Source organism: Desulfosporosinus acidiphilus SJ4, from assembly GCF_000255115.2.
Lineage (GTDB): Bacteria > Bacillota > Desulfitobacteriia > Desulfitobacteriales > Desulfitobacteriaceae > Desulfosporosinus > Desulfosporosinus acidiphilus.
Genome location: NC_018068.1, coordinates 3,129,580 through 3,147,332 on the forward strand (window position 1 = coordinate 3,129,580; position 17,753 = coordinate 3,147,332).

17 protein-coding genes are annotated in these 17,753 nt (G+C 42.2%); 6 read left to right on the forward strand and 11 right to left on the reverse strand.

Annotated elements, in window-relative coordinates:
• Positions 1-34: 34 nt before the first annotated feature.
• From ribH to DESACI_RS14210, 3 genes are all read left to right on the forward strand, one after another.
• The gene (ribH, locus tag DESACI_RS14200; protein ID WP_014827885.1) at positions 35-496 is read left to right on the forward strand and encodes a 6,7-dimethyl-8-ribityllumazine synthase; all 462 of its coding nucleotides are present in this window, start codon (positions 35-37) and stop codon (positions 494-496) included.
• A 126-nt stretch (positions 497-622) separates the two neighbouring features.
• Positions 623-1,237, forward strand: coding sequence for a sigma-70 family RNA polymerase sigma factor (locus tag DESACI_RS14205; protein WP_014827886.1), 615 nt, complete (start codon positions 623-625; stop codon positions 1,235-1,237).
• A gap of 26 nt (positions 1,238-1,263) precedes the next feature.
• Entirely contained in the window at positions 1,264-1,797 is a 534-nt protein-coding gene (locus DESACI_RS14210) for a hypothetical protein (protein WP_014827887.1), read from the forward strand.
• A gap of 102 nt (positions 1,798-1,899) precedes the next feature.
• On the opposite strand, the gene DESACI_RS14215 is transcribed toward DESACI_RS14210, so the two are convergent.
• Positions 1,900-2,097 (reverse strand): spore coat protein, encoded by a 198-nt coding sequence (locus DESACI_RS14215; RefSeq protein ID WP_014827888.1) that lies wholly within the window; start codon positions 2,095-2,097, stop codon positions 1,900-1,902.
• Positions 2,098-2,112: 15 nt separating this feature from the next.
• Positions 2,113-2,322 carry a hypothetical protein gene (locus DESACI_RS14220; protein WP_014827889.1) on the reverse strand — a complete coding sequence of 70 codons (210 nt, stop codon included), beginning with the start codon at positions 2,320-2,322 and terminating at the stop codon, positions 2,113-2,115.
• Between the two features lie 190 nt (positions 2,323-2,512).
• Between DESACI_RS14220 and DESACI_RS14225 the strand changes: the two genes are divergently transcribed.
• Positions 2,513-3,058: a DivIVA domain-containing protein gene (locus tag DESACI_RS14225; protein ID WP_242833194.1), complete on the forward strand. Its 546-nt coding sequence runs from the start codon at positions 2,513-2,515 to the stop codon at positions 3,056-3,058.
• A 222-nt stretch (positions 3,059-3,280) separates the two neighbouring features.
• Here DESACI_RS14225 and DESACI_RS14230 read toward each other — a convergent pair whose 3' ends face one another.
• The 7 genes from DESACI_RS14230 to DESACI_RS14260 all read right to left on the reverse strand — a co-directional run bounded on the left by DESACI_RS14230 (position 3,281) and on the right by DESACI_RS14260 (position 14,227).
• Entirely contained in the window at positions 3,281-5,047 is a 1,767-nt protein-coding gene (locus DESACI_RS14230; RefSeq protein ID WP_014827891.1) for a UbiD family decarboxylase, read from the reverse strand.
• A 38-nt stretch (positions 5,048-5,085) separates the two neighbouring features.
• Positions 5,086-5,571 (reverse strand): prenylated flavin chaperone LpdD, encoded by a 486-nt coding sequence (gene lpdD / locus DESACI_RS14235; protein WP_242833060.1) that lies wholly within the window; start codon positions 5,569-5,571, stop codon positions 5,086-5,088.
• Positions 5,572-5,995: 424 nt separating this feature from the next.
• Complete coding sequence (gene clpB, locus DESACI_RS14240) at positions 5,996-8,584, reverse strand: ATP-dependent chaperone ClpB (RefSeq protein ID WP_014827893.1); 2,589 nt, start codon at positions 8,582-8,584, stop codon at positions 5,996-5,998.
• A 49-nt stretch (positions 8,585-8,633) separates the two neighbouring features.
• Positions 8,634-9,605 (reverse strand): DnaJ C-terminal domain-containing protein, encoded by a 972-nt coding sequence (locus tag DESACI_RS14245; protein WP_014827894.1) that lies wholly within the window; start codon positions 9,603-9,605, stop codon positions 8,634-8,636.
• Between the two features lie 428 nt (positions 9,606-10,033).
• On the reverse strand, positions 10,034-10,966 hold the full coding sequence (locus DESACI_RS14250) for a diacylglycerol/lipid kinase family protein (protein WP_014827895.1): 933 nt from the start codon (positions 10,964-10,966) through the stop codon (positions 10,034-10,036).
• A 146-nt stretch (positions 10,967-11,112) separates the two neighbouring features.
• Positions 11,113-12,855 carry a phospho-sugar mutase gene (locus DESACI_RS14255; RefSeq protein WP_014827896.1) on the reverse strand — a complete coding sequence of 581 codons (1,743 nt, stop codon included), beginning with the start codon at positions 12,853-12,855 and terminating at the stop codon, positions 11,113-11,115.
• Between the two features lie 553 nt (positions 12,856-13,408).
• Complete coding sequence (locus tag DESACI_RS14260) at positions 13,409-14,227, reverse strand: GNAT family N-acetyltransferase (RefSeq protein WP_014827898.1); 819 nt, start codon at positions 14,225-14,227, stop codon at positions 13,409-13,411.
• 173 nt (positions 14,228-14,400) lie between these two features.
• Between DESACI_RS14260 and DESACI_RS14265 the strand changes: the two genes are divergently transcribed.
• Positions 14,401-15,723, forward strand: a complete 1,323-nt coding sequence (locus DESACI_RS14265) for a M18 family aminopeptidase (RefSeq protein WP_014827899.1) — start codon at positions 14,401-14,403, stop codon at positions 15,721-15,723.
• Positions 15,724-15,762: 39 nt separating this feature from the next.
• Here the strand turns inward: DESACI_RS14265 and DESACI_RS14270 are convergent, their stop codons facing one another.
• Positions 15,763-16,002 carry a hypothetical protein gene (locus tag DESACI_RS14270; RefSeq protein ID WP_014827900.1) on the reverse strand — a complete coding sequence of 80 codons (240 nt, stop codon included), beginning with the start codon at positions 16,000-16,002 and terminating at the stop codon, positions 15,763-15,765.
• Between the two features lie 349 nt (positions 16,003-16,351).
• On the opposite strand from DESACI_RS14270, the gene DESACI_RS14275 reads away from it, so the two are divergent.
• On the forward strand, positions 16,352-16,657 hold the full coding sequence (locus tag DESACI_RS14275; RefSeq protein WP_014827901.1) for a zinc-ribbon domain containing protein: 306 nt from the start codon (positions 16,352-16,354) through the stop codon (positions 16,655-16,657).
• A gap of 199 nt (positions 16,658-16,856) precedes the next feature.
• Here DESACI_RS14275 and DESACI_RS14280 read toward each other — a convergent pair whose 3' ends face one another.
• Positions 16,857-17,714, reverse strand: a complete 858-nt coding sequence (locus DESACI_RS14280) for a nitrilase-related carbon-nitrogen hydrolase (protein WP_014827902.1) — start codon at positions 17,712-17,714, stop codon at positions 16,857-16,859.
• Between the last annotated feature and the right edge of the window lie 39 nt (positions 17,715-17,753).

A 17,753-nucleotide genomic window follows, 5' to 3' on the forward strand; every position in this document is an offset into this window, starting at 1 on the left:
CCATAAACTAAGCAATAGAAAGGATGCACTTACTATGAGAACCATTGAAGGAAATTTGTTAGCTCAAGAATTAAAGATTGGAATTATCGCTGCTCGATTTAATGAATTTATTACCGGCAAACTTGTAAGCGGAGCTTTGGATGCCTTAAGACGTCATGGTGCCCGCGAGGAAAATATTGAATTAGCTTGGGTGTCGGGGGCTTTTGAAATTCCTCTTGTTGCCCAAACCATGGCAAATTCGAAAAAATATGATGCCGTGATTTGCCTGGGAGCCGTCATTCGCGGTGCAACTCCGCACTTTGATTTAGTGAGTAATGAAGTTAGTAAAGGAATCGCTCAAGTCGGCTTACAAAGCGGTATTCCAGTTATTTTTGGAGTATTATCCACGGACAGTATAGAGCAAGCTATTGAACGCGCGGGAACGAAATCAGGAAACAAAGGATTTGATGCGGCAATGACTGCCATTGAAACCGCTAACCTACTTAAAGCATTTTAAATGATAGACAAAAACAATATTAATTGGTAGAATATGGTTGACCGTCCACCAATAACTCCTTGTCAAAATGGTTGATCTTTAATAGACTCATTAAGATGACTAGTTTTTGACAAGGAGTTGAGTGCTATGTCTTCTAAAGAAAGTGAATTTGAAACTTCGATGCTTAAGGCAGCGCGCTCAGGTGATAGAGATGCTTTAAACCAATTGATAGAGTATTATGAACCTGAAGTACGTATGATTGCCTGCAAATACTTTTTGCCGAGGGCCGATTATGATGATCTCATCCAAGAAGGACGAATAGCCATCTATCGAGCAGTTTTGTCATATGATGACCGCTTAAATATCCCTTTCCTTCATTTTTTGAGAATGGTTGTTAAACGAAAGCTAATCGATAGTATCAGAAAATATACCCGTAATAAGCATGTCAATCTGAACAATGCTTATTCCCTGAATAATACAATTTCCGACTCGGAAGAAACAAGCTTCATCTCGCTTCTTCCTAATGCTGAAGATCCCGCCACTACAGTTATTGCCAGTGAAGAGGCTCGTTCTATTATTAACGATTTAAACCGAGATCTCTCCAAACTTGAACGAATCGTATTTGAGCACTATTTTCTTCAAGGATTCAAACAGCGAGAATTGTCTGAGCAACTCGGACTTCAGCCCAAATCTTTGGACAACGCTATCCAACGTATTAGGCGAAAAACCGTTCTTTATCGTTCTCGACAAATAGCTGGTTAATTACCAGCCCTGTGGAGGAGTATCGAATGCTTTCCTTTTCCAGTTTCGTTTTCTCTTGTCGAATGCGTCTTGCAAAACTTAAGCATCATAAATTAGCACTGAGTTCAACTCTAATCGTCCTAATGATCGTAATATTCATAGGCCCCCCAGTTTATAAAGAAAGTTGGCTCGATCCTTTTAGTACCCTGAATCTAAGTAATCGCGAGCTTCATCCTCATACGATCACAATGCTTGGTATGCTTAAATCGGACGATCCTTATCATCCCTATTATTTCTCTGACCAAAAAACCATAAGTGAATTAATGCATGACTTACAGCATACCACACCAGTTTCCCTATCGGATCTTCCCGCAGATTTCTCAAAAGATCAAAAAACAGAATTCTTTACATTGCATCGTGCTTCATCAAAGTTTCATTCTGAAGAGGATTATGCACTTCAATACAACCCCCGACTAGGAGTTGTTTATTTTCGCCAACAATTATTTCATATTAATGAATCGGCTATTTACACCTTAAACAAAATCACGAATAGCATGACTCCGGGATGGTGGAAATCCTAAAGGATCATGAATAACCCTTGAAATACATTGGGATTCGTAATAAAATTGGGCTGTAACAAATTGGTAAGTTTGTTACAGCCTGTTTTCTTTAGCATTCGCTTTTTAAGCAATTCCACCATTTTGATTAATTAACTTGCTAGCTTTACTATGTGCATTGGTAGCCTCGTTAGCTAAGCGTAAGTAGATATCTCTCAATTGCCCGTGATGAGCCCGAGTAGCCAAGGTCATGTATCCCATGGCAGCACTTGCGGCATCTTTCTCATAATCGTAAAGCATATCTAAATCAGTAAAATCACTCATTTTAATCCTCCTTTTCTATTGGATTTCGTTGATACCCTTTTTAAAGTATCCTATAACGTCTTCCAAACCTTTGGCCTGATCTTTAAAAAATCCTTTTACACTAGGATCTTTGGCCATTTCAGAATACAAAGCGCATTTCTTCATGGCAGTTTCGTTTTCAATAATACTTCGTGTCAGCATTCCTTGATCCAGAAGTTTTTTCATTTCCATCTCATTAAGCTGCATTTTGGTCCCTCCTTTTTGAAACTTATTCCATATAACAGTTTCAGGATGTGTAAAAATGACATAAATTATTCACCAAATCCAAATTTCTTATTATAGAAATGGATTTGTCCCTATACCTTTAACCTAATTTGACTTTTTCCTATAATACCTATTTCATACAAGACAAAGAAGGAGGCTTAGAGATTTGGAAATGCCAGACTTTAAAAGAGTACTCCGGGGTTATGAGCCCGAGGCAGTCGATCAAGCCTGGGCTGAAACAGATCGCCAATTATCAGAAGCAAACACGGCAAACAAAGAACTTCGTTTGCAAATTAACAGTCTCAGAGAGCAAAATACAGAATGGGGAAATCGTCTTAAAGCTTATGAAAAAATTGAAAGTGATCTGCGAGATGCTTTATTAAGCGCTCAGAGAGTTGCTAATCAAGTTCGGGAGGAAGCAGCAAAAAATGCTGAAACTATCATAAAATCGGCTCGAGATGAAAGTGAAGTCATCCTTCATGAAGCAACCCGTCTCTCTGAATCAAAGGAAGCGGAAGTCGAAACAATGCTTGTTGAAAAAAGACAAGAGGTTCTTAAATTAGAAGACGAAATTCAGGCATTGCTATGTAGGAAAGATGAACTCCAAGGTCTCGTCGAAAAAAGCATCCATCATCTAGACGTTGTTCAAAAATTATTGGGAGATCTCCATAGACCTGTTTCTTCCAATATCATCTCCGTGATTACTGAAGTATCTTAATCTCGATTCGCCGTAGCTTCGAAGACACTCGAACAACCACACTGAATACGCGTCGTTAGATGCCCCGGGCCATAAGCTAATCTGCATATCGCCAGCGGCCAAAAAGAGGCTGTACCAAAACTTCTCAGCCTCCTCATTGCGTTCTCACGTTTGCTCCCCTAATCATTAAAGAAAGGCGTTATCACTCCACTATAGTAGTGAATTGATAACGCCTTTGGCTATTTAAAGGGACAACCCGTATTTATTCCAACGATCATCAACCTGGCGGACCGTAGCCTCATCAGGAAGAACTTCCCCGGGATAATCGGGTTTCATCCGGGCATCAATTAAAATGGGGCCGTGATAGACGAGTCGATTCTGCTTAACTTCAGTGACCGCATAAATATCGTGAGCAGGATTAAAACGGGTAAATACTTGCCATAAGAATCCGGTATTATCCAGTGCTAAATCAAGATCATCAACCATCACTATGAAAGGCCAATTCTTAAACTGTTCATCTTGGAGATGGGGTAAAATTTCCTCAGCGAGTTCCGGGGCATCCCTATAGGGCAATGACTCTAATATAAGACACCCTGGGCAAAAGGGTTTGATTCGAGACAGTCCAGCCAGAGTTTCGCCTTCAAATTGCCCAGGCAAATCTCTTTTTGTATCACCCAAGCCAAGCATGATTGCCTTGCTGCCATGATTGAGTCTCCGCCCAGTGTAATCTAACGTATCCATCGATGTTTCACTTAAAATCATAAGATCAGATTCAGGTTCAAAGCGAGCGAGCACTGTTTCCAATAGGCCCCGGAAATTCTTGAGATCAAGCTGAACATCCGTAAGAAGCAAGAATTTTGTTAAGGTGAGCTGTCCTTCCCCAAGGATTCTAAAGGCATGGGCTAATGCTTCCCGGCGATAACTTTCTCTGACAACGGCAGCTGCCAGAGCATGGAATCCTGTCTCGGCATACGTCCAAAGTGATTTTATGCCGGGCATGACTACCGGAAACATGGGGGATAATAAAGATTGTAAATATTCCCCAATAAAGTAATCCTCCTGGCGAGGTTTGCCAACCACTGTCGCTGGATAAATCGCATCCCGCCTATGGTAAATTGCCTGGACATTAAAGACAGGAAAATCGTGGGTAAGAGAATAATAGCCATAATGATCCCCAAAAGGTCCCTCAGGTTTGCGGAGATGCGGAGGAACATTTCCGCAGATAGCGAACTCCGCTTCAGCGATAAGGGGGTGATCATGAGAAGGAACATTTACCCGTGATAATTTTTCTCCCATTAAAAAGGAGGTGAACATTAACTCGGGCAGCATTTCAGGAAGTGGTGCTATGGCCGAAAGGATCAAAGCCGGCGGGCCTCCCAGAAAAAGGGTTGTCGGGAGATCCTGCCCTAGCCGTTCTGCTTCAAAGTAATGAAAACCTCCGCCTTTATGTATTTGCCAATGGATACCTGTCTGTTGTTGATTAAATATTTGAATGCGATACATGCCAAGATTATGTTCTTTGGTAATGGGATGTTCTGTGTAAACCAAAGGTAAGGTCACAAAAGGACCACCATCCTCCGGCCAACTTGTTAGAACCGGAAGACGAGTTAAATCGACGGACTTCTCTCTGATTTCAAGAACGGGAGCATTATTAGGTTTTATCAAACGCATGCCGCTTTTGGCCATGAACATAAGCCAGTCTTTTTCTTGCCATAGCATTGACGGTTTCGGCGGAAGCAGACGATTTAGAGCCGATACCGCTCTTTGGACAGTTTCTTCCGGCCTAGGTCCCACAGCTAAATCTACTCTTCGCCGAGTACCAAACAAATTCGTCACAACCGGAAAATTACTGCCTTTAACTCTTTTGAAAAATAGGGCCGGCCCTTCTGCTTGAATAACTCGGCGATGAATTTCGGCCAGCTCAAGATAGGGGTCAACTTCAGCCTCGATTTCGACGATTTGCTTTTCCTTTTTAAGAGTATCGATAAACTGGCGCAAATTAATATGCATAATTCACCTTCTTAATTTTAATTAAGGCGATATTTATCTTATGCCTTGGTAACAGATTTTAAGGACCTTAAGGCAGCCTGTGTAAGGTTCCTGCAGTTTCTCATAATTTCATCTAATTCTTCCGAATTTAAGTGATCCGAATGTATGCCCGAAGTAATAGACACAGGAGACAAGATTTCCTGAGCCAATATTTCCGCCATGGTTCGAGCTACCTCCACGTCTTTGTGTCCTGGTACCGGAGTCATATAAACATCCGAGCTCCACCCCTCTCCGCGTAAACTCGGACGTGGAGTGGCCAGGACTACTCCCCCGACATGTGGTTTTTCTCCTCCTGTCAAAAGGCCTTGCAGACCACTGCCTGTATCGATTAGGGTTAGCCAAACCTGACAGCGCCCAACTCCTTCTTGCCATTGATATAACTTTAAACAGGAGCGGCTATCAAACAGCAAAAGTGATCCCCACCTCTCAAACGTTATATCCCGCTTTATTATACGTTTGACCGTGTTATTAGACAAGTTTTTCATTAAAATAGGCAATGCTCCAGGTAGGGTATCTTCGCTCACATCGTTCACTCAGCAATCCGAGGCTCGCTCACTTGCTTGCGTGGGAGCTACGCCGAACCTCTGGGAATTACCTGATGTGAACCGCTGGCCAGGACGGCCGAGTGTCCCCGAAGCCAAGGACGGCGAAAGGGGACCACGGCTCCGCTTCTCCCCACGCAAGCTTTGTGAGCTTTACCGCCTCTCCTTGCAATGAGCTCACTCTTGTGGACGAAGCTACCTTCCTTTGAGGTCTATAGTGTTCGGGACAGTTTTTTCAGAATAGAATGTAAAGTATAAAAAGCGGCTTCCGCCTAGCAATGCTAAGAGCGGAAGCCGAAAGATATATTGTTTTGCTGAACAAATGGCCAAAATTCTTCGTATTCTTTTACTTGTGCTTATTCTGTACTTATACTTGGAAGGTATAATCTCCTGAAACATCTACATCTACAACTATTTTTTGTCCGTCCTTGAATTCACCTTGCAGCAATTTAAGAGCTACCGGATTCTGAAGACGTTGTTGAATCACTCGTTTAAGAGGTCTTGCCCCATAAATAGGATCATATCCTTCGTCTGCCAACTTCTGCAAGGCCTGCTCCGTCAATTCTAGGGATATCTTTCGCTCACTCAAACGCTTGCGTAAAAGACCGAGTTGGATTTCGACAATTTTGCCAATGTGTGAACGGTCAAGCGGATGAAAGACAATGACTTCATCAAGCCGATTGAGGAATTCAGGGCGGAAATGTTGCCTCAGTTCCTCATTGATGGCTGATCGCACTTCCTCTTGGGCTGCATTTCGCCGGGACATTTCTTGAATTAGAGGGCTGGCAATATTGCTGGTTAAAATAACCACAGTATTTTTAAAATTGACAATTCTGCCCTGTCCATCCGTAAGACGACCGTCATCCAAGAGTTGCAAGAGAACATTGGTTACATCACTGTGCGCCTTTTCAGTCTCATCAAAAAGAATAACACTGTAAGGTTTCCGGCGCACGGCTTCCGTTAATTGTCCCCCTTCTTCGTATCCCACATAACCGGGAGGCGCTCCAATAAGACGAGCTACTGTGTGTTTTTCCATATACTCGGACATATCAATCCGGACCAAGGCTTGATCATCGTCAAACAGAAACTCAGCTAAGGCCCGGGCCAATTCCGTTTTACCCACACCGGTAGGCCCTAAGAAAAGGAAGGAACCAAGCGGGCGATTAGGGTCCTGCAATCCAGCACGTGCACGCCGAACGGCATCTGCAACAGCACGTACCGCTTCATCTTGACCGATCACTCGTTGATGGATTCGTTCTTCCATCTGAACAAGTTTCTCCATCTCACTCTCCATTAATTTTGAAACAGGGACATGAGTCCATGTGGCGACAATTTCGGCAATATCTTGTTCCAAGACTTCTTGCTTAAGCAGGGAATTTTGCTTAGCATGAAGTTTTTCTTCCTGATTCTTTAATTCTTTTTCCAAGCCGGGAATAATACCGTACTGCAGTTCAGCTGCTTTATTATAGTCTAATTGCTGCTGAGCTTGTTCCATGAGAATCCTCGATCGATCCACTTCTTCCTTGAGCTGCTGAATTTTAGCTAAAATTTCCCGCTCGCCTTGCAGTTGTGCTTCCAGAGCAGACCTTTCTTCTTTGAGATTGGCAAGCTCTTTTTCAATCTTACTCAAACGTTCTTTGCTTGCCTCATCTTTTTCCTTTTTAAGCGCTTCCCGCTCAATTTCCAGCTGCATTACCCGTCGTTTGATTTGATCCAGCTCGTATGGATCGCTTGTGATTTCCATTCGCATTCTTGCGGCAGCTTCATCGATTAGATCGATTGCCTTATCGGGGAGAAACCGGTCGCTGATATAGCGATCTGACAATACGGCAGCTGCAATGATAGCTCCATCCGTGATGCGAACTCCATGATGAGTCTCATAACGTTCCTTCAAACCCCGCAGGATTGAAATGGTATCCTCTACACTCGGAGCATCAACCAGGATCGGTTGGAAACGCCGTTCAAGGGCAGCATCTTTCTCGATATGCTTGCGGTATTCGGCAAGAGTCGTTGCCCCCAGCATGCTCAGTTCTCCGCGGGCCAGCATAGGTTTCAGCATATTGCTGGCGTCCATGGCTCCTTCGGCTGCCCCGGCACCCACAACTGTGTGCAGTTCATCGATAAACAAAATCACATCGTCACGGTTCTGAATTTCTTTCAGTACTGCTTTTAAGCGTTCTTCGAATTCCCCCCGGTATTTTGCCCCAGCAATCATAGACCCAAGGTCAAGGGCGATGACTTGTTTATCTTTAATGGCCGTAGGTACGTCCCCGCGAACAATTCGTTGGGCTAACCCTTCGACAATTGCCGTTTTTCCAACTCCAGGTTCTCCTATCAACACCGGATTGTTTTTAGTTCTTCGTGACAAAGTCTGAATCACTCGGCGAATTACTTCATCCCGTCCGATGACGGGATCCAAACGGCCGCGTTTGGCTTGTTCAACTAAATTTAATCCATATTGTTCTAAAGCAGCATACGTTCCTTCAGGATTAGCACTTGTTACCCGTTGTGTTCCTCTCACTTCCCGCAAGGCTTGGAGGAGACTTTCCCGGCTTAACCCGGCTTGTTTTAGGATCTTTTCTGCAGCCCCTCCTGCCTTCTCAAAAATAGCCAGAAGCATATGCTCTGTACTGACATATTCATCTCCGAAAGTTGACATTTCATCGTGAGCTGCAACCAACACTGTCCGTAAGCGAGGAGATATAGTAATTTGAAGGTTTCCGCCGCTGATGCGCGGGAAACGATTAATTTCCTGACGAAGGGATTGAATAAGAGCTCCGACAGCTAAGTCTAGTTTTGATAATACTTGAGGAACAACACCATCTCCCTGCTCTAAAAGAGAGAGCAAAAGATGTTCTGGCTCAACCTGACTGTTCCCATTACGTTCCGTCACTGCTTGAGCCTGGGCGATGGCTTCCTGAGATTTCTGAGTAAATCGATTTGTATCAAAGGACATTGGCGCACTCTCCTCTCTAGTACTGTTAAATGATGTCAAGAATTAAAATTTAAGTTATACCCCGTTTTTGAGCTAATTCACGCAGCGTATCAAGTTCTTGCTGGTTGAGATTATCCGGCAGAATAATTGACAATTCCGCTAAAAGTGAACCATATTGCTGAGGGTTTTCAAGTTTCGGCATCCCTTTTCCTTTCAGGCGGAATTTTTTACCGCTTTGTGACAGGGGAGGAATTTTAAGCAGTACTTCCCCGCCGAAAGTAGGAACCCGCACTTCTCCGCCTATGACAGCCTTATAAAAGTTTAAGGGCAGTATAACTTTTAAATCATCTCCGTCCCTTATAAAACGTTCATCCGGGCTAACTGTAATGTTTAAATATAGATTACCTGCCGCACCGCCCGAAATTCCCGGGCCTCCTTGACCGGCCAACCGCACTTTTGAACCCGTCCGTACTCCCTTGGGAATTTTGGCTTGAATTTGTTTTTCACCGGTTCTTATGACTCTTGTCGTACCATGATAAGCTTCTTCAAGAGTCACTTGAACGTCGACTTCTAGATCCTGTCCGGCGCGAGATCTTACTCCTGCTCCTCCAAAGCCATAGGACTGACCGCCTCCGAACAGAGTCGAGAAAAAGTCTGAAAAACCTTCTGACCCGTAAAATCCTCCGGATCCGCTTGAACCCCCGAACATTTGAGCAAACTCTTCAGGAGACATTGAATAGGTCTGATGATTTCCTTCTCCTGGATGGGCTTGCCAACGGCCCCAATCGAAATCTCCGCGTCCACCGCGTTTCTGCCATTGTTGATAATCCTGCCTCAGTTCATCGTACTTACGCCGTTTCTCTGGATCACTAATTGCTTGATAGGCTTCGCTGACCTCTTTGAATTTAGTTTCCGCAGTTTTATCTCCGGGATTAACATCCGGATGATACTTCTTTGCCAGCTTTTGATAGGCTTTTTTTATCGTTTTATCATCCGCATCAGGGGAAACCCCCAGGCATTCGTAATAATCTTTAAAATCCATTGTCTCACCTCAAATACGCTATCTGTTAGTGGATGATGATTTATAAGTTTGGGAGATATTGGCTTTATTTTTCCTTGACAATTAGATTATATTCTCTTTTTTCATAAAGGTCAATAATGGTCAGAGTTTATTTGATCTTTCATATCTTAGTGCAAAAAGGATAGGCTTTGGAAACAAATCCAAAGACCTACCCTTTTTATACTATCACCAATTATAACCTTCGGTTGTACAACCAGCCGCTGGCCATGGATGGCCGAGTGTCTCTGGAGCCAAGGATGGCGAGAAGAGACCGCTGGCCATGACGATAAGCGGATGAGCTTATCGCCACACTGCGACTCCTTACCCATACTCCTGCAGTGTGGATTGGCCGAGTGTCTCTGGAGCCAAACACACCCACTGCAGATGATCTAAACTTAGTGCAAATCTAATCAAACATCCCATATACATAGACTTTTTGGATGGATAGTGAATTTAACCGGCGTTTGACCCGGTTGTTCTCCGTCAATATCTAAAAGTGCTTTCTCCGCCGTAGTGATCGAAACCGAACCTCCACGTTGTTCTGAAACACCAGGAATCTTCAGATGTTCTCCTTTATAGATTTTGGGTATATTTCTTAATAACATCCAAGCAGAAAAATCGCCTAAGCTAATGACGTCAAACAGGCCATCATCAATTTCTGCGTTGGGCGCGATCATCATACCTCCGCCGATATAACGTCCATTTGCCACCATGATGCTGTTTAATCGTCCCTCGATACAGTACTTGTCGTCTATTTTACAACGCATCGTTTTATTACGATAACGGAAAATACTTACCATGGTACCTATTAAAAATGATATCTTCCCTCCCAGCAATTTGCTTTGCCGGTTAACCCGATTGACTGTTTCTCCTCCCAGTCCGATATCGGCGACATTTAAAAAATATCGATTTCTAGGCTGTCCATGATCATCCAGAAATTGTACTTCCCCTACATCGATTGTGCGTTTCCTACCCTTCTTGAGAATCTCAATAAAACCTTCAATTCCCCTTGATATAGAGAGAGATCGAACAAAATCACCGCCCGTTCCATGGGAAAAAAGGGCTAATTCAGCATCTGGATTGATTAAACAGCCATCAATGAAGAAGCCATTAACTACTTCGTTAATCGTTCCGTCTCCCCCGACAGAAATGATCCGAGTATACCCTTCGTGCAAAACCCTCCGGGTTATTGACGTTGCATCACCTGGTCCCAAGGTGTAAGCAAAATCAACGGTATATCCTTCCTGCTCTAGACGCTGCAAAAATTTCGGCCACCGCTTTCTTGTGCAGCCATTTGCTGACTGAGGGTTGACAACGGCAAACCAAACATCGTTATTTATCATCAGGAATTCTCCCTTATGTCTAATCCCGGGCTGCGAAATTATTTGCTAAGAGAATTCGACACTTAACGGTTGAAATCCTTTACCAAAGAAGGAGAGTCTTTAACCCTATATGATAGAGCTACACTCTCCTCCTGAATTCATAAATTCTATTGAGCTCGTATCAAGGAAATGCGGTTCATTACCTCTTCCTTAACTCTTCCGAGAACCTCCTCAGCTACTGGCTTAGAATCTGCTTTTATCGAAAAATAAAACTTTATTTTGGGCTCTGTTCCTGAGGGGCGAACCATAACGAAGCCGCCTCCGACAAAAGAAAACCTCAAAACGTTAGACCGCGGTAATAATAGCGGATAGGACTCACCGGTTATGAGATTTTTACCAATACGTTGTTCATAATCATCAATTTTAACGATCTGAATACCACAAAGTTCACGTAGTTCCACCTTTCGCAGGGAATCCATAATCCGAAGAATTTCGTCGTGCCCTTGATGTCCTTCTAAAGTCAAGGATTCTTGGGAATCAAGATAATAACCTAACTCTTGATAAATACTTTCCAATACCTCAAATAAACTGCGATGTTCAACATTTTTATAATAAAGCGCCGCTTCCGCCATGAGAACTGAAGCGATGACTCCATCTTTATCGCGGACGAAATCTCCCGCAAGATAACCATAACTTTCTTCAAAGCCAAATTGAAATTTACCCCAGCCGCCATCTTCCATCTCTTTTTCCTTTTCAGCGATGAATTTGAAGCCAGTCAAGACATTCTCAACTTTAACCTGAAAATAACGGGCAACATCATCAGCCAGATCAGTGGAAGCTATTGTTTTAATGATTGCTGCATTTTCGGGGAGAATTCCTAAATCTTTTTTCTGCGAAAGGACATAATAGGTTAACAATACTCCAATCTGATTGCCCGTAAGCTGAATATATTCCCCACTTTTGTCCTTCAATACAACACCCAGACGATCAGAATCAGGATCTGTCGCTATAAGCAACTCGGCATTAACCTTCTGTCCATATTCACGGGCCAAATCAAAGGTAGATGGTATTTCCGGGTTGGGATAAGGAATCGTGGTGAAATCGGGATCCGGAAGTTCTTGCTCTTTAACTACGGTCACAGAACTGAAACCCATCTCAGCCAAGGCTCCGCGGACAAGTTTATTCCCTGCGCCATGAAAAGGAGTATATACAATCGAAAGATCTTTGCCATACCGTGCATCAAGCTGTGTATGAAGTGCCAATTCTTTTACCCTCGAGAGGTAAACATTATCAAGTTCTTCTCCGATCATCAGAAGAAGACCTTTTCCTATCGCCTCGGCAGCAGGCATTGGTTCGATGCCCAGCCAACTTTCTCGAGCTTCGATTCGTGCAAGAATTTCATCCGCCTTGGCAGGGGGAACCTGTCCCCCATCTTCCCAATAAACTTTATACCCATTATAAGCCTTTGGATTGTGACTTGCCGTGACAACGATTCCCGCCAGAGTGTGAAGTTCTCTAACCGCAAAGGAAAGCTCTGGTGTAGGCCGCAAAGCATCAAACAGATAGACTTTAATTCCATTTTTGGCAAGAATCAAAGCAGCTTCGAGAGCAAACTCTGCAGAGAACCTTCGAGAATCATAGGCAATAGCAACTCCACGGTTCATCCCCTCGCTGCCATGATCGCAAATATATTCCGCTAATCCTTGGGTAACTTTGCGAATGACATACTTGTTCATTCGATTCGTACCGGCGGCCATAATTCCCCTTAAACCACCTGTTCCAAATTCTAAATCCTTATAAAAACGATCCTCAATTTCGTGTTGATCGGTGAGTTGCCTTAATTCCTGACGTGTTTCCTCATCAAAATAGGAATTTTCTGACCATATTTGATATTGATCCTGGAAACTCATACTCTAAAATTCCTCCTTCAATTCTCTTTGCTTGCGTAATATCTTTTCAAGTGAGTATAACACACACCCAATAGGCAGAACAACTTAACTCATCAATGTTCAACTCAATTGATCAAAAACACATCATTTTATTCCCTGAATGCAAAAGCGAGCATCTTATATAGTTATTATATAAGAAACTCGCTTTCAATTTCTGGTTTTCAAGAATGCATTCTCTTCGAGGTTACAATTAAGGATTCGAATTCGGGCCAAAACACCGCTCCCTTTCGTAACTGCTTATCCTTTTTGATGAAGAGGTCTCTCAGTTTGATCGGTCTTAATTGATTCAAGACCGATAGATTCCAAGATTGCGTTGATCATTAGCTGCTCTTTTTTCGTCATAAAAATCTCCTTTCTTAACAATTGATTGAATATTTAATGTTTTTTAATTATAGCGCTGTTTTTACGCCATTTCAAGTAATTTGCAAGAAATACATCAAAGTAATTAATTGAAAACAACCCAAAATTTTCATTAAATGACCGGACTCTATCATTATATGATTGAGGAAGAGAATTATGCCAGTTCCATGCACATTTCATACTGTTGGGCGTGAGAGGGGATCCCATTCTGGTGAAGATAAGCAACGATATAATCTTCCGGTTGATTAAGAAGGGAAAATCCCTTCTTCAGAGTTGTTAAAATCGTTGAGATTATTTCCTCAGCACCCGTATTATTAGAACTCCATACATCGAGTATTGGCGCATTCTTCTGTCTTACAATCAGAATCCCTGCGGTACCGGAAGAATTAATAAAAGCCTTGGCATTCCCATAGCGTTCTAAATAGTTTTGCCGACGCTGCCAAGCAGGATTAATAGATGCCTGCCGGCGGTTCTCAAAATACTCAGACATTAATAGTTGCTTAAAAGGCATGATCGTGGATGGTTTTGACGGAACAGTGATTCCGGAAGCAGTTCGGTAGATGTGAAGTTGACGTAGTTTCTTAAAGCCAACAGAACCATAAACCTTTTGAGCAGGATTTTGGACCATAACTTCCAAATATAATCTTTTCAAACCAATACTTTCAGCTCGTTTTATCTGGGACTCCATTAACGGTTCAAAAAGCCCCCTACCCCTGTATTGAGGCTCAATACAAGTTCCTGCAATCCAACCTTCAAAATTATCGACAGCTAATAAAGAAAACCCTACAACATGATCATGTGAATAAAGAGCAATAGAATTTGCCAGGTCAACCTTACCTAAACCCAGCCAAAATTTCATCTGTTCATAACTATAAGTCATATCATAGTAGTATCCTTGCCAACAGCGATTCCAGATTTCCACCATTTCAGACAATTGAATCTTTGCTAAGGTAATTATTTTTAGAGATTCCATAATTCAAAACTCGCCTTTACTTATCTTACTCTAACCGCATCTTGTTTCAGCGTAAAACTTAACTAATTATTCTTTAATAAATTGATTTCGGTGAATAAGCTGATATTATAGTTAATGGTAATATTTGTTTCGCAAAATAGCAACTATTTCAGCATAGAAAGGCGGTCCTCACCATGCTAAGATCGATAATTACAGAGGAAGAGGTTCAATTTGCCAGCGAACTTCTAAAGTTCGTTGAGGAAAGCCCCTCTTCTTTTCATACCGTAGAAAGTATAAAAAAATTATTATTGCCATCCGGCTTCCAAAGCTTAAATCTCTCGGAAAAGTGGTCACTCATCCCTGGCGGAAAATATTTTGTCACTCAAAACAACTCGGCAATCATAGCCTTTATAATTGGTTCGGGAGAACCGGAGGACGATGGTTTTCACTTAATTGGAACACACACAGATAGTCCGACGTTTCGAATTAAACCATTACCCGAAATGTCAACTGAAGGATATATAAAACTTAATGTTGAAACCTATGGAGGTCCGATTCTTAATACCTGGTTAGATCGTCCTCTTTCTTTAGCCGGTCGAGTCATCTTACGGGGACCTTCAGCATTTTCCCCTCAAATTAAATTATACTGCAGTGAAGACCCTTTGCTCATTATTCCTAATATAGCCATCCATTTGAATAAAAAAGTAAACGAAGGTGTTGAATTAAACAGACAAAAAGACCTTCTTCCTTTGTTATCTCAAATCCAAGAGAATTTGCAAAAAGAAGGAGCACTTATTGAACATTTGGCAGATCATTTCCAATGTCTCCAGAAAGATATTTTAGATTTTGACCTTTTCCTTTATGATAAACAACCCGGGTGCTTTGTAGGTTTGCAGCAGGAATATATTTCCTGCGGGCGATTGGACGATTTAGCAATGGTCCATGCCGGCACTTCGGCCTTACTTAACGCTAAACCAGCCTTAGCAACTCAAGTTTTAGCCTGTTTCGATAATGAGGAATGCGGCAGCACATCAAAACAAGGTGCAAATTCACCTCTTTTATCTCATGTTCTTGAGCGAATTCTAATCGCCCAGAAAAAAGGCCGGGAAGACTATTTCCGAGCCTTAGCTCAATCATTTTTTATATCCGCAGATATGGCTCACGCCCTTCATCCCAATGCAGGGGAAAAACATGACCCAAGCCACCATCCTCTTCTCAATAAAGGCCCGGTCATAAAATACAGCGCTAATCAGAGCTACACTACGGACGCTGAGTCGGCAGCTATTTTTTCCTCCCTCTGCCGGAGTATAGGTATTCCTGTCCAAAAATTTGTTAATCGATCTGATGAGCGGGGAGGTTCAACCATTGGCCCCATCATAAACACCCATCTTAATCTTCGGTCTGTGGATATTGGAAACCCAATCTTGGCCATGCATTCTATACGGGAACTTGGGGGAGTTAAAGACCATTTAGCAATAAAAAATGTCTTTGCCCAATTTTATGAGCGCCACGAATAATCATTGAGTATTAAAGCATTGTTCGAAATCCCTAATTGTTTATGGAAAGAGAAACGAAAGGTTTCTTTGTAAAAAGTCCCGAGCATGATCTGTATGAACAGCCATAACCTGCTCCATAGTTGGACTTATGGGAATGAAAACAGCAACGACTTGATCAAAATCATAAATCTTATCTCCCGTGGACTGACAAATTAGGTATCCCTTTAAATTAAATAAATCCTCCAATCTTTGTAACCCTAAAATACGCTCTGGTATAATCTCGCAGTGGCACTCTTCCACTTCATCCCTCCTACCCGATAACGTTAATAGGCTAAATATTATGCTATTTAGTTAACTTTAAGTCTAATAATTAAATTAAATCTAATAATTAATTTAAGTCTAATAATTTATGTCACTATATTATATTTGGGATATTTTTCAATAAATATCCCCGAGTGTTAATATCCAAATATTGATAAATTTTTTTATTTTTGGTTGTTGCTAATTGACTATTAATAATTCTTTGACTATAATAAAATTGCTCGAAGAACTTGTGGAATTTGCACAGACCTTCTCGAATGCCTCAGGCTATGGGAAGAACTTTCTGAACTTCCCATGTTGCGGGTAATAATAATTCGGAGGTTTTTTTATGTTTAACGACAAAATCTTAACTTGTAAAGAATGTGGTCGGGATTTCGAATTTACCGCTTCTGAGCAAGAGTTCTACGCTGAGAAAGGATTTACAAACGAGCCTGGCCGTTGTCCGGAATGCCGAGCCGCCAGAAAAGCCCAAACCAGGAAAAACGGCAATGGGTTTTCCAGACAACCTAGGGAAATGTTCTCTGCAATTTGTGCAACCTGTGGAAAAGAAACAACGGTTCCATTTCAGCCATCCGGCGACAAACCCGTATATTGCCGGGATTGCTACCAGCAACGTTCTCGCAGCAGTTGGTAGTTCCGGCGCGTAATAATGCCTTAATTCCCCATTTATCAGTAATACTGCTAAGGGGCATGAAGATCTGATAGTAAAAAAACCTTTCTAAGATAATTATCTTAGAAAGGTTTTTTAATGGGTTAACATATTTATAATAAACCATCATTGTCGATAACTTGGAGCGAATATTGGATAGAAAGCTTGACCATCAGTGAATAAATTACCGACTCGGTCTTTGAACATCAAGTTCAATTAACTCGCGGTAGAGCTCCTTACGCCTGTCTGCGAGAAAGAAACTGTCCCTCATTGAAGTGCGATCAAATTGACGAATCTTGTTAATTCGCTCAGCAGATAAATCAGCCCAGAAAACTCCTTCTCCGGAAATTTCGGATTGAGTTATTACTTCCCCTTTAGGGCCAATGGTCAAAGTTCCGCCGCTGAACTCTTTCGATTTTCCGTCACTCCCAATAAGGTTACAAGCTCCCAGATAGACCGAATTATCGTAAGCTCTTGCTCCCAGATATCTTAACCAAATTTCTCTACGATCACCTGCTACCACAGGAGAGGCATGAGGGGCAAAAATAAGTTCCGCACCTTTTAAAGAATAGATAGCTGCCATTTCCGGAAAATGCCAGTCCCAGCATATTCCAACAGCAAATGTTGTTCCATGAGCATTGAACACAGGAAATTGATCACCTGGCGTAAAATAATCCAACTCACTTCTTCCTAAATGCACTTTTCTGTACACCATATCCTCTATTCCAGGAGACAATACAGCTTGAGAAATATACGGCTTTGCAACCTTTCTGTCGTGCTCGACAAGTCCAACAAGTAACGTAATTCCAAGATCTTCGGCACACTCTCTCAAACGCTTCATTGCAGAAGAAGTAAATGGTTCCCCTATTTCAGCAGCATCACGTGGTGAATATCCATCTAAAGCACATTCGGGAAAACACAAAAAGGAAATCTTCTCCTTACAGGCCACTTGTGCAAGATGAGTGATTCTCATGAAATTAGCTTCTCTTTCTCCAATATGAGATTCCATCTGAACCAAACCTATACGGCAGTCCTGTTTCATATTATTCCCTCGTTCTTCAAACTCGTATCATAGATCGAT

Coding starts and splice junctions, on each gene's coding strand:
- ribH (WP_014827885.1), top strand. CDS start 35: ATGAGAACCATTGAAGGAAATTTGTTAGCTCAAGAATTAAAGATTGGA.
- DESACI_RS14205 (WP_014827886.1), top strand. CDS start 623: ATGTCTTCTAAAGAAAGTGAATTTGAAACTTCGATGCTTAAGGCAGCG.
- DESACI_RS14210 (WP_014827887.1), top strand. CDS start 1,264: ATGCTTTCCTTTTCCAGTTTCGTTTTCTCTTGTCGAATGCGTCTTGCA.
- DESACI_RS14215 (WP_014827888.1), bottom strand. CDS start 2,097: ATGAGTGATTTTACTGATTTAGATATGCTTTACGATTATGAGAAAGAT.
- DESACI_RS14220 (WP_014827889.1), bottom strand. CDS start 2,322: ATGCAGCTTAATGAGATGGAAATGAAAAAACTTCTGGATCAAGGAATG.
- DESACI_RS14225 (WP_242833194.1), top strand. CDS start 2,513: ATGCCAGACTTTAAAAGAGTACTCCGGGGTTATGAGCCCGAGGCAGTC.
- DESACI_RS14230 (WP_014827891.1), bottom strand. CDS start 5,047: ATGCATATTAATTTGCGCCAGTTTATCGATACTCTTAAAAAGGAAAAG.
- lpdD (WP_242833060.1), bottom strand. CDS start 5,571: ATGAAAAACTTGTCTAATAACACGGTCAAACGTATAATAAAGCGGGAT.
- clpB (WP_014827893.1), bottom strand. CDS start 8,584: ATGTCCTTTGATACAAATCGATTTACTCAGAAATCTCAGGAAGCCATC.
- DESACI_RS14245 (WP_014827894.1), bottom strand. CDS start 9,605: ATGGATTTTAAAGATTATTACGAATGCCTGGGGGTTTCCCCTGATGCG.
- DESACI_RS14250 (WP_014827895.1), bottom strand. CDS start 10,966: ATGATAAATAACGATGTTTGGTTTGCCGTTGTCAACCCTCAGTCAGCA.
- DESACI_RS14255 (WP_014827896.1), bottom strand. CDS start 12,855: ATGAGTTTCCAGGATCAATATCAAATATGGTCAGAAAATTCCTATTTT.
- DESACI_RS14260 (WP_014827898.1), bottom strand. CDS start 14,227: ATGGAATCTCTAAAAATAATTACCTTAGCAAAGATTCAATTGTCTGAA.
- DESACI_RS14265 (WP_014827899.1), top strand. CDS start 14,401: ATGCTAAGATCGATAATTACAGAGGAAGAGGTTCAATTTGCCAGCGAA.
- DESACI_RS14275 (WP_014827901.1), top strand. CDS start 16,352: ATGTTTAACGACAAAATCTTAACTTGTAAAGAATGTGGTCGGGATTTC.
- DESACI_RS14280 (WP_014827902.1), bottom strand. CDS start 17,714: ATGAAACAGGACTGCCGTATAGGTTTGGTTCAGATGGAATCTCATATT.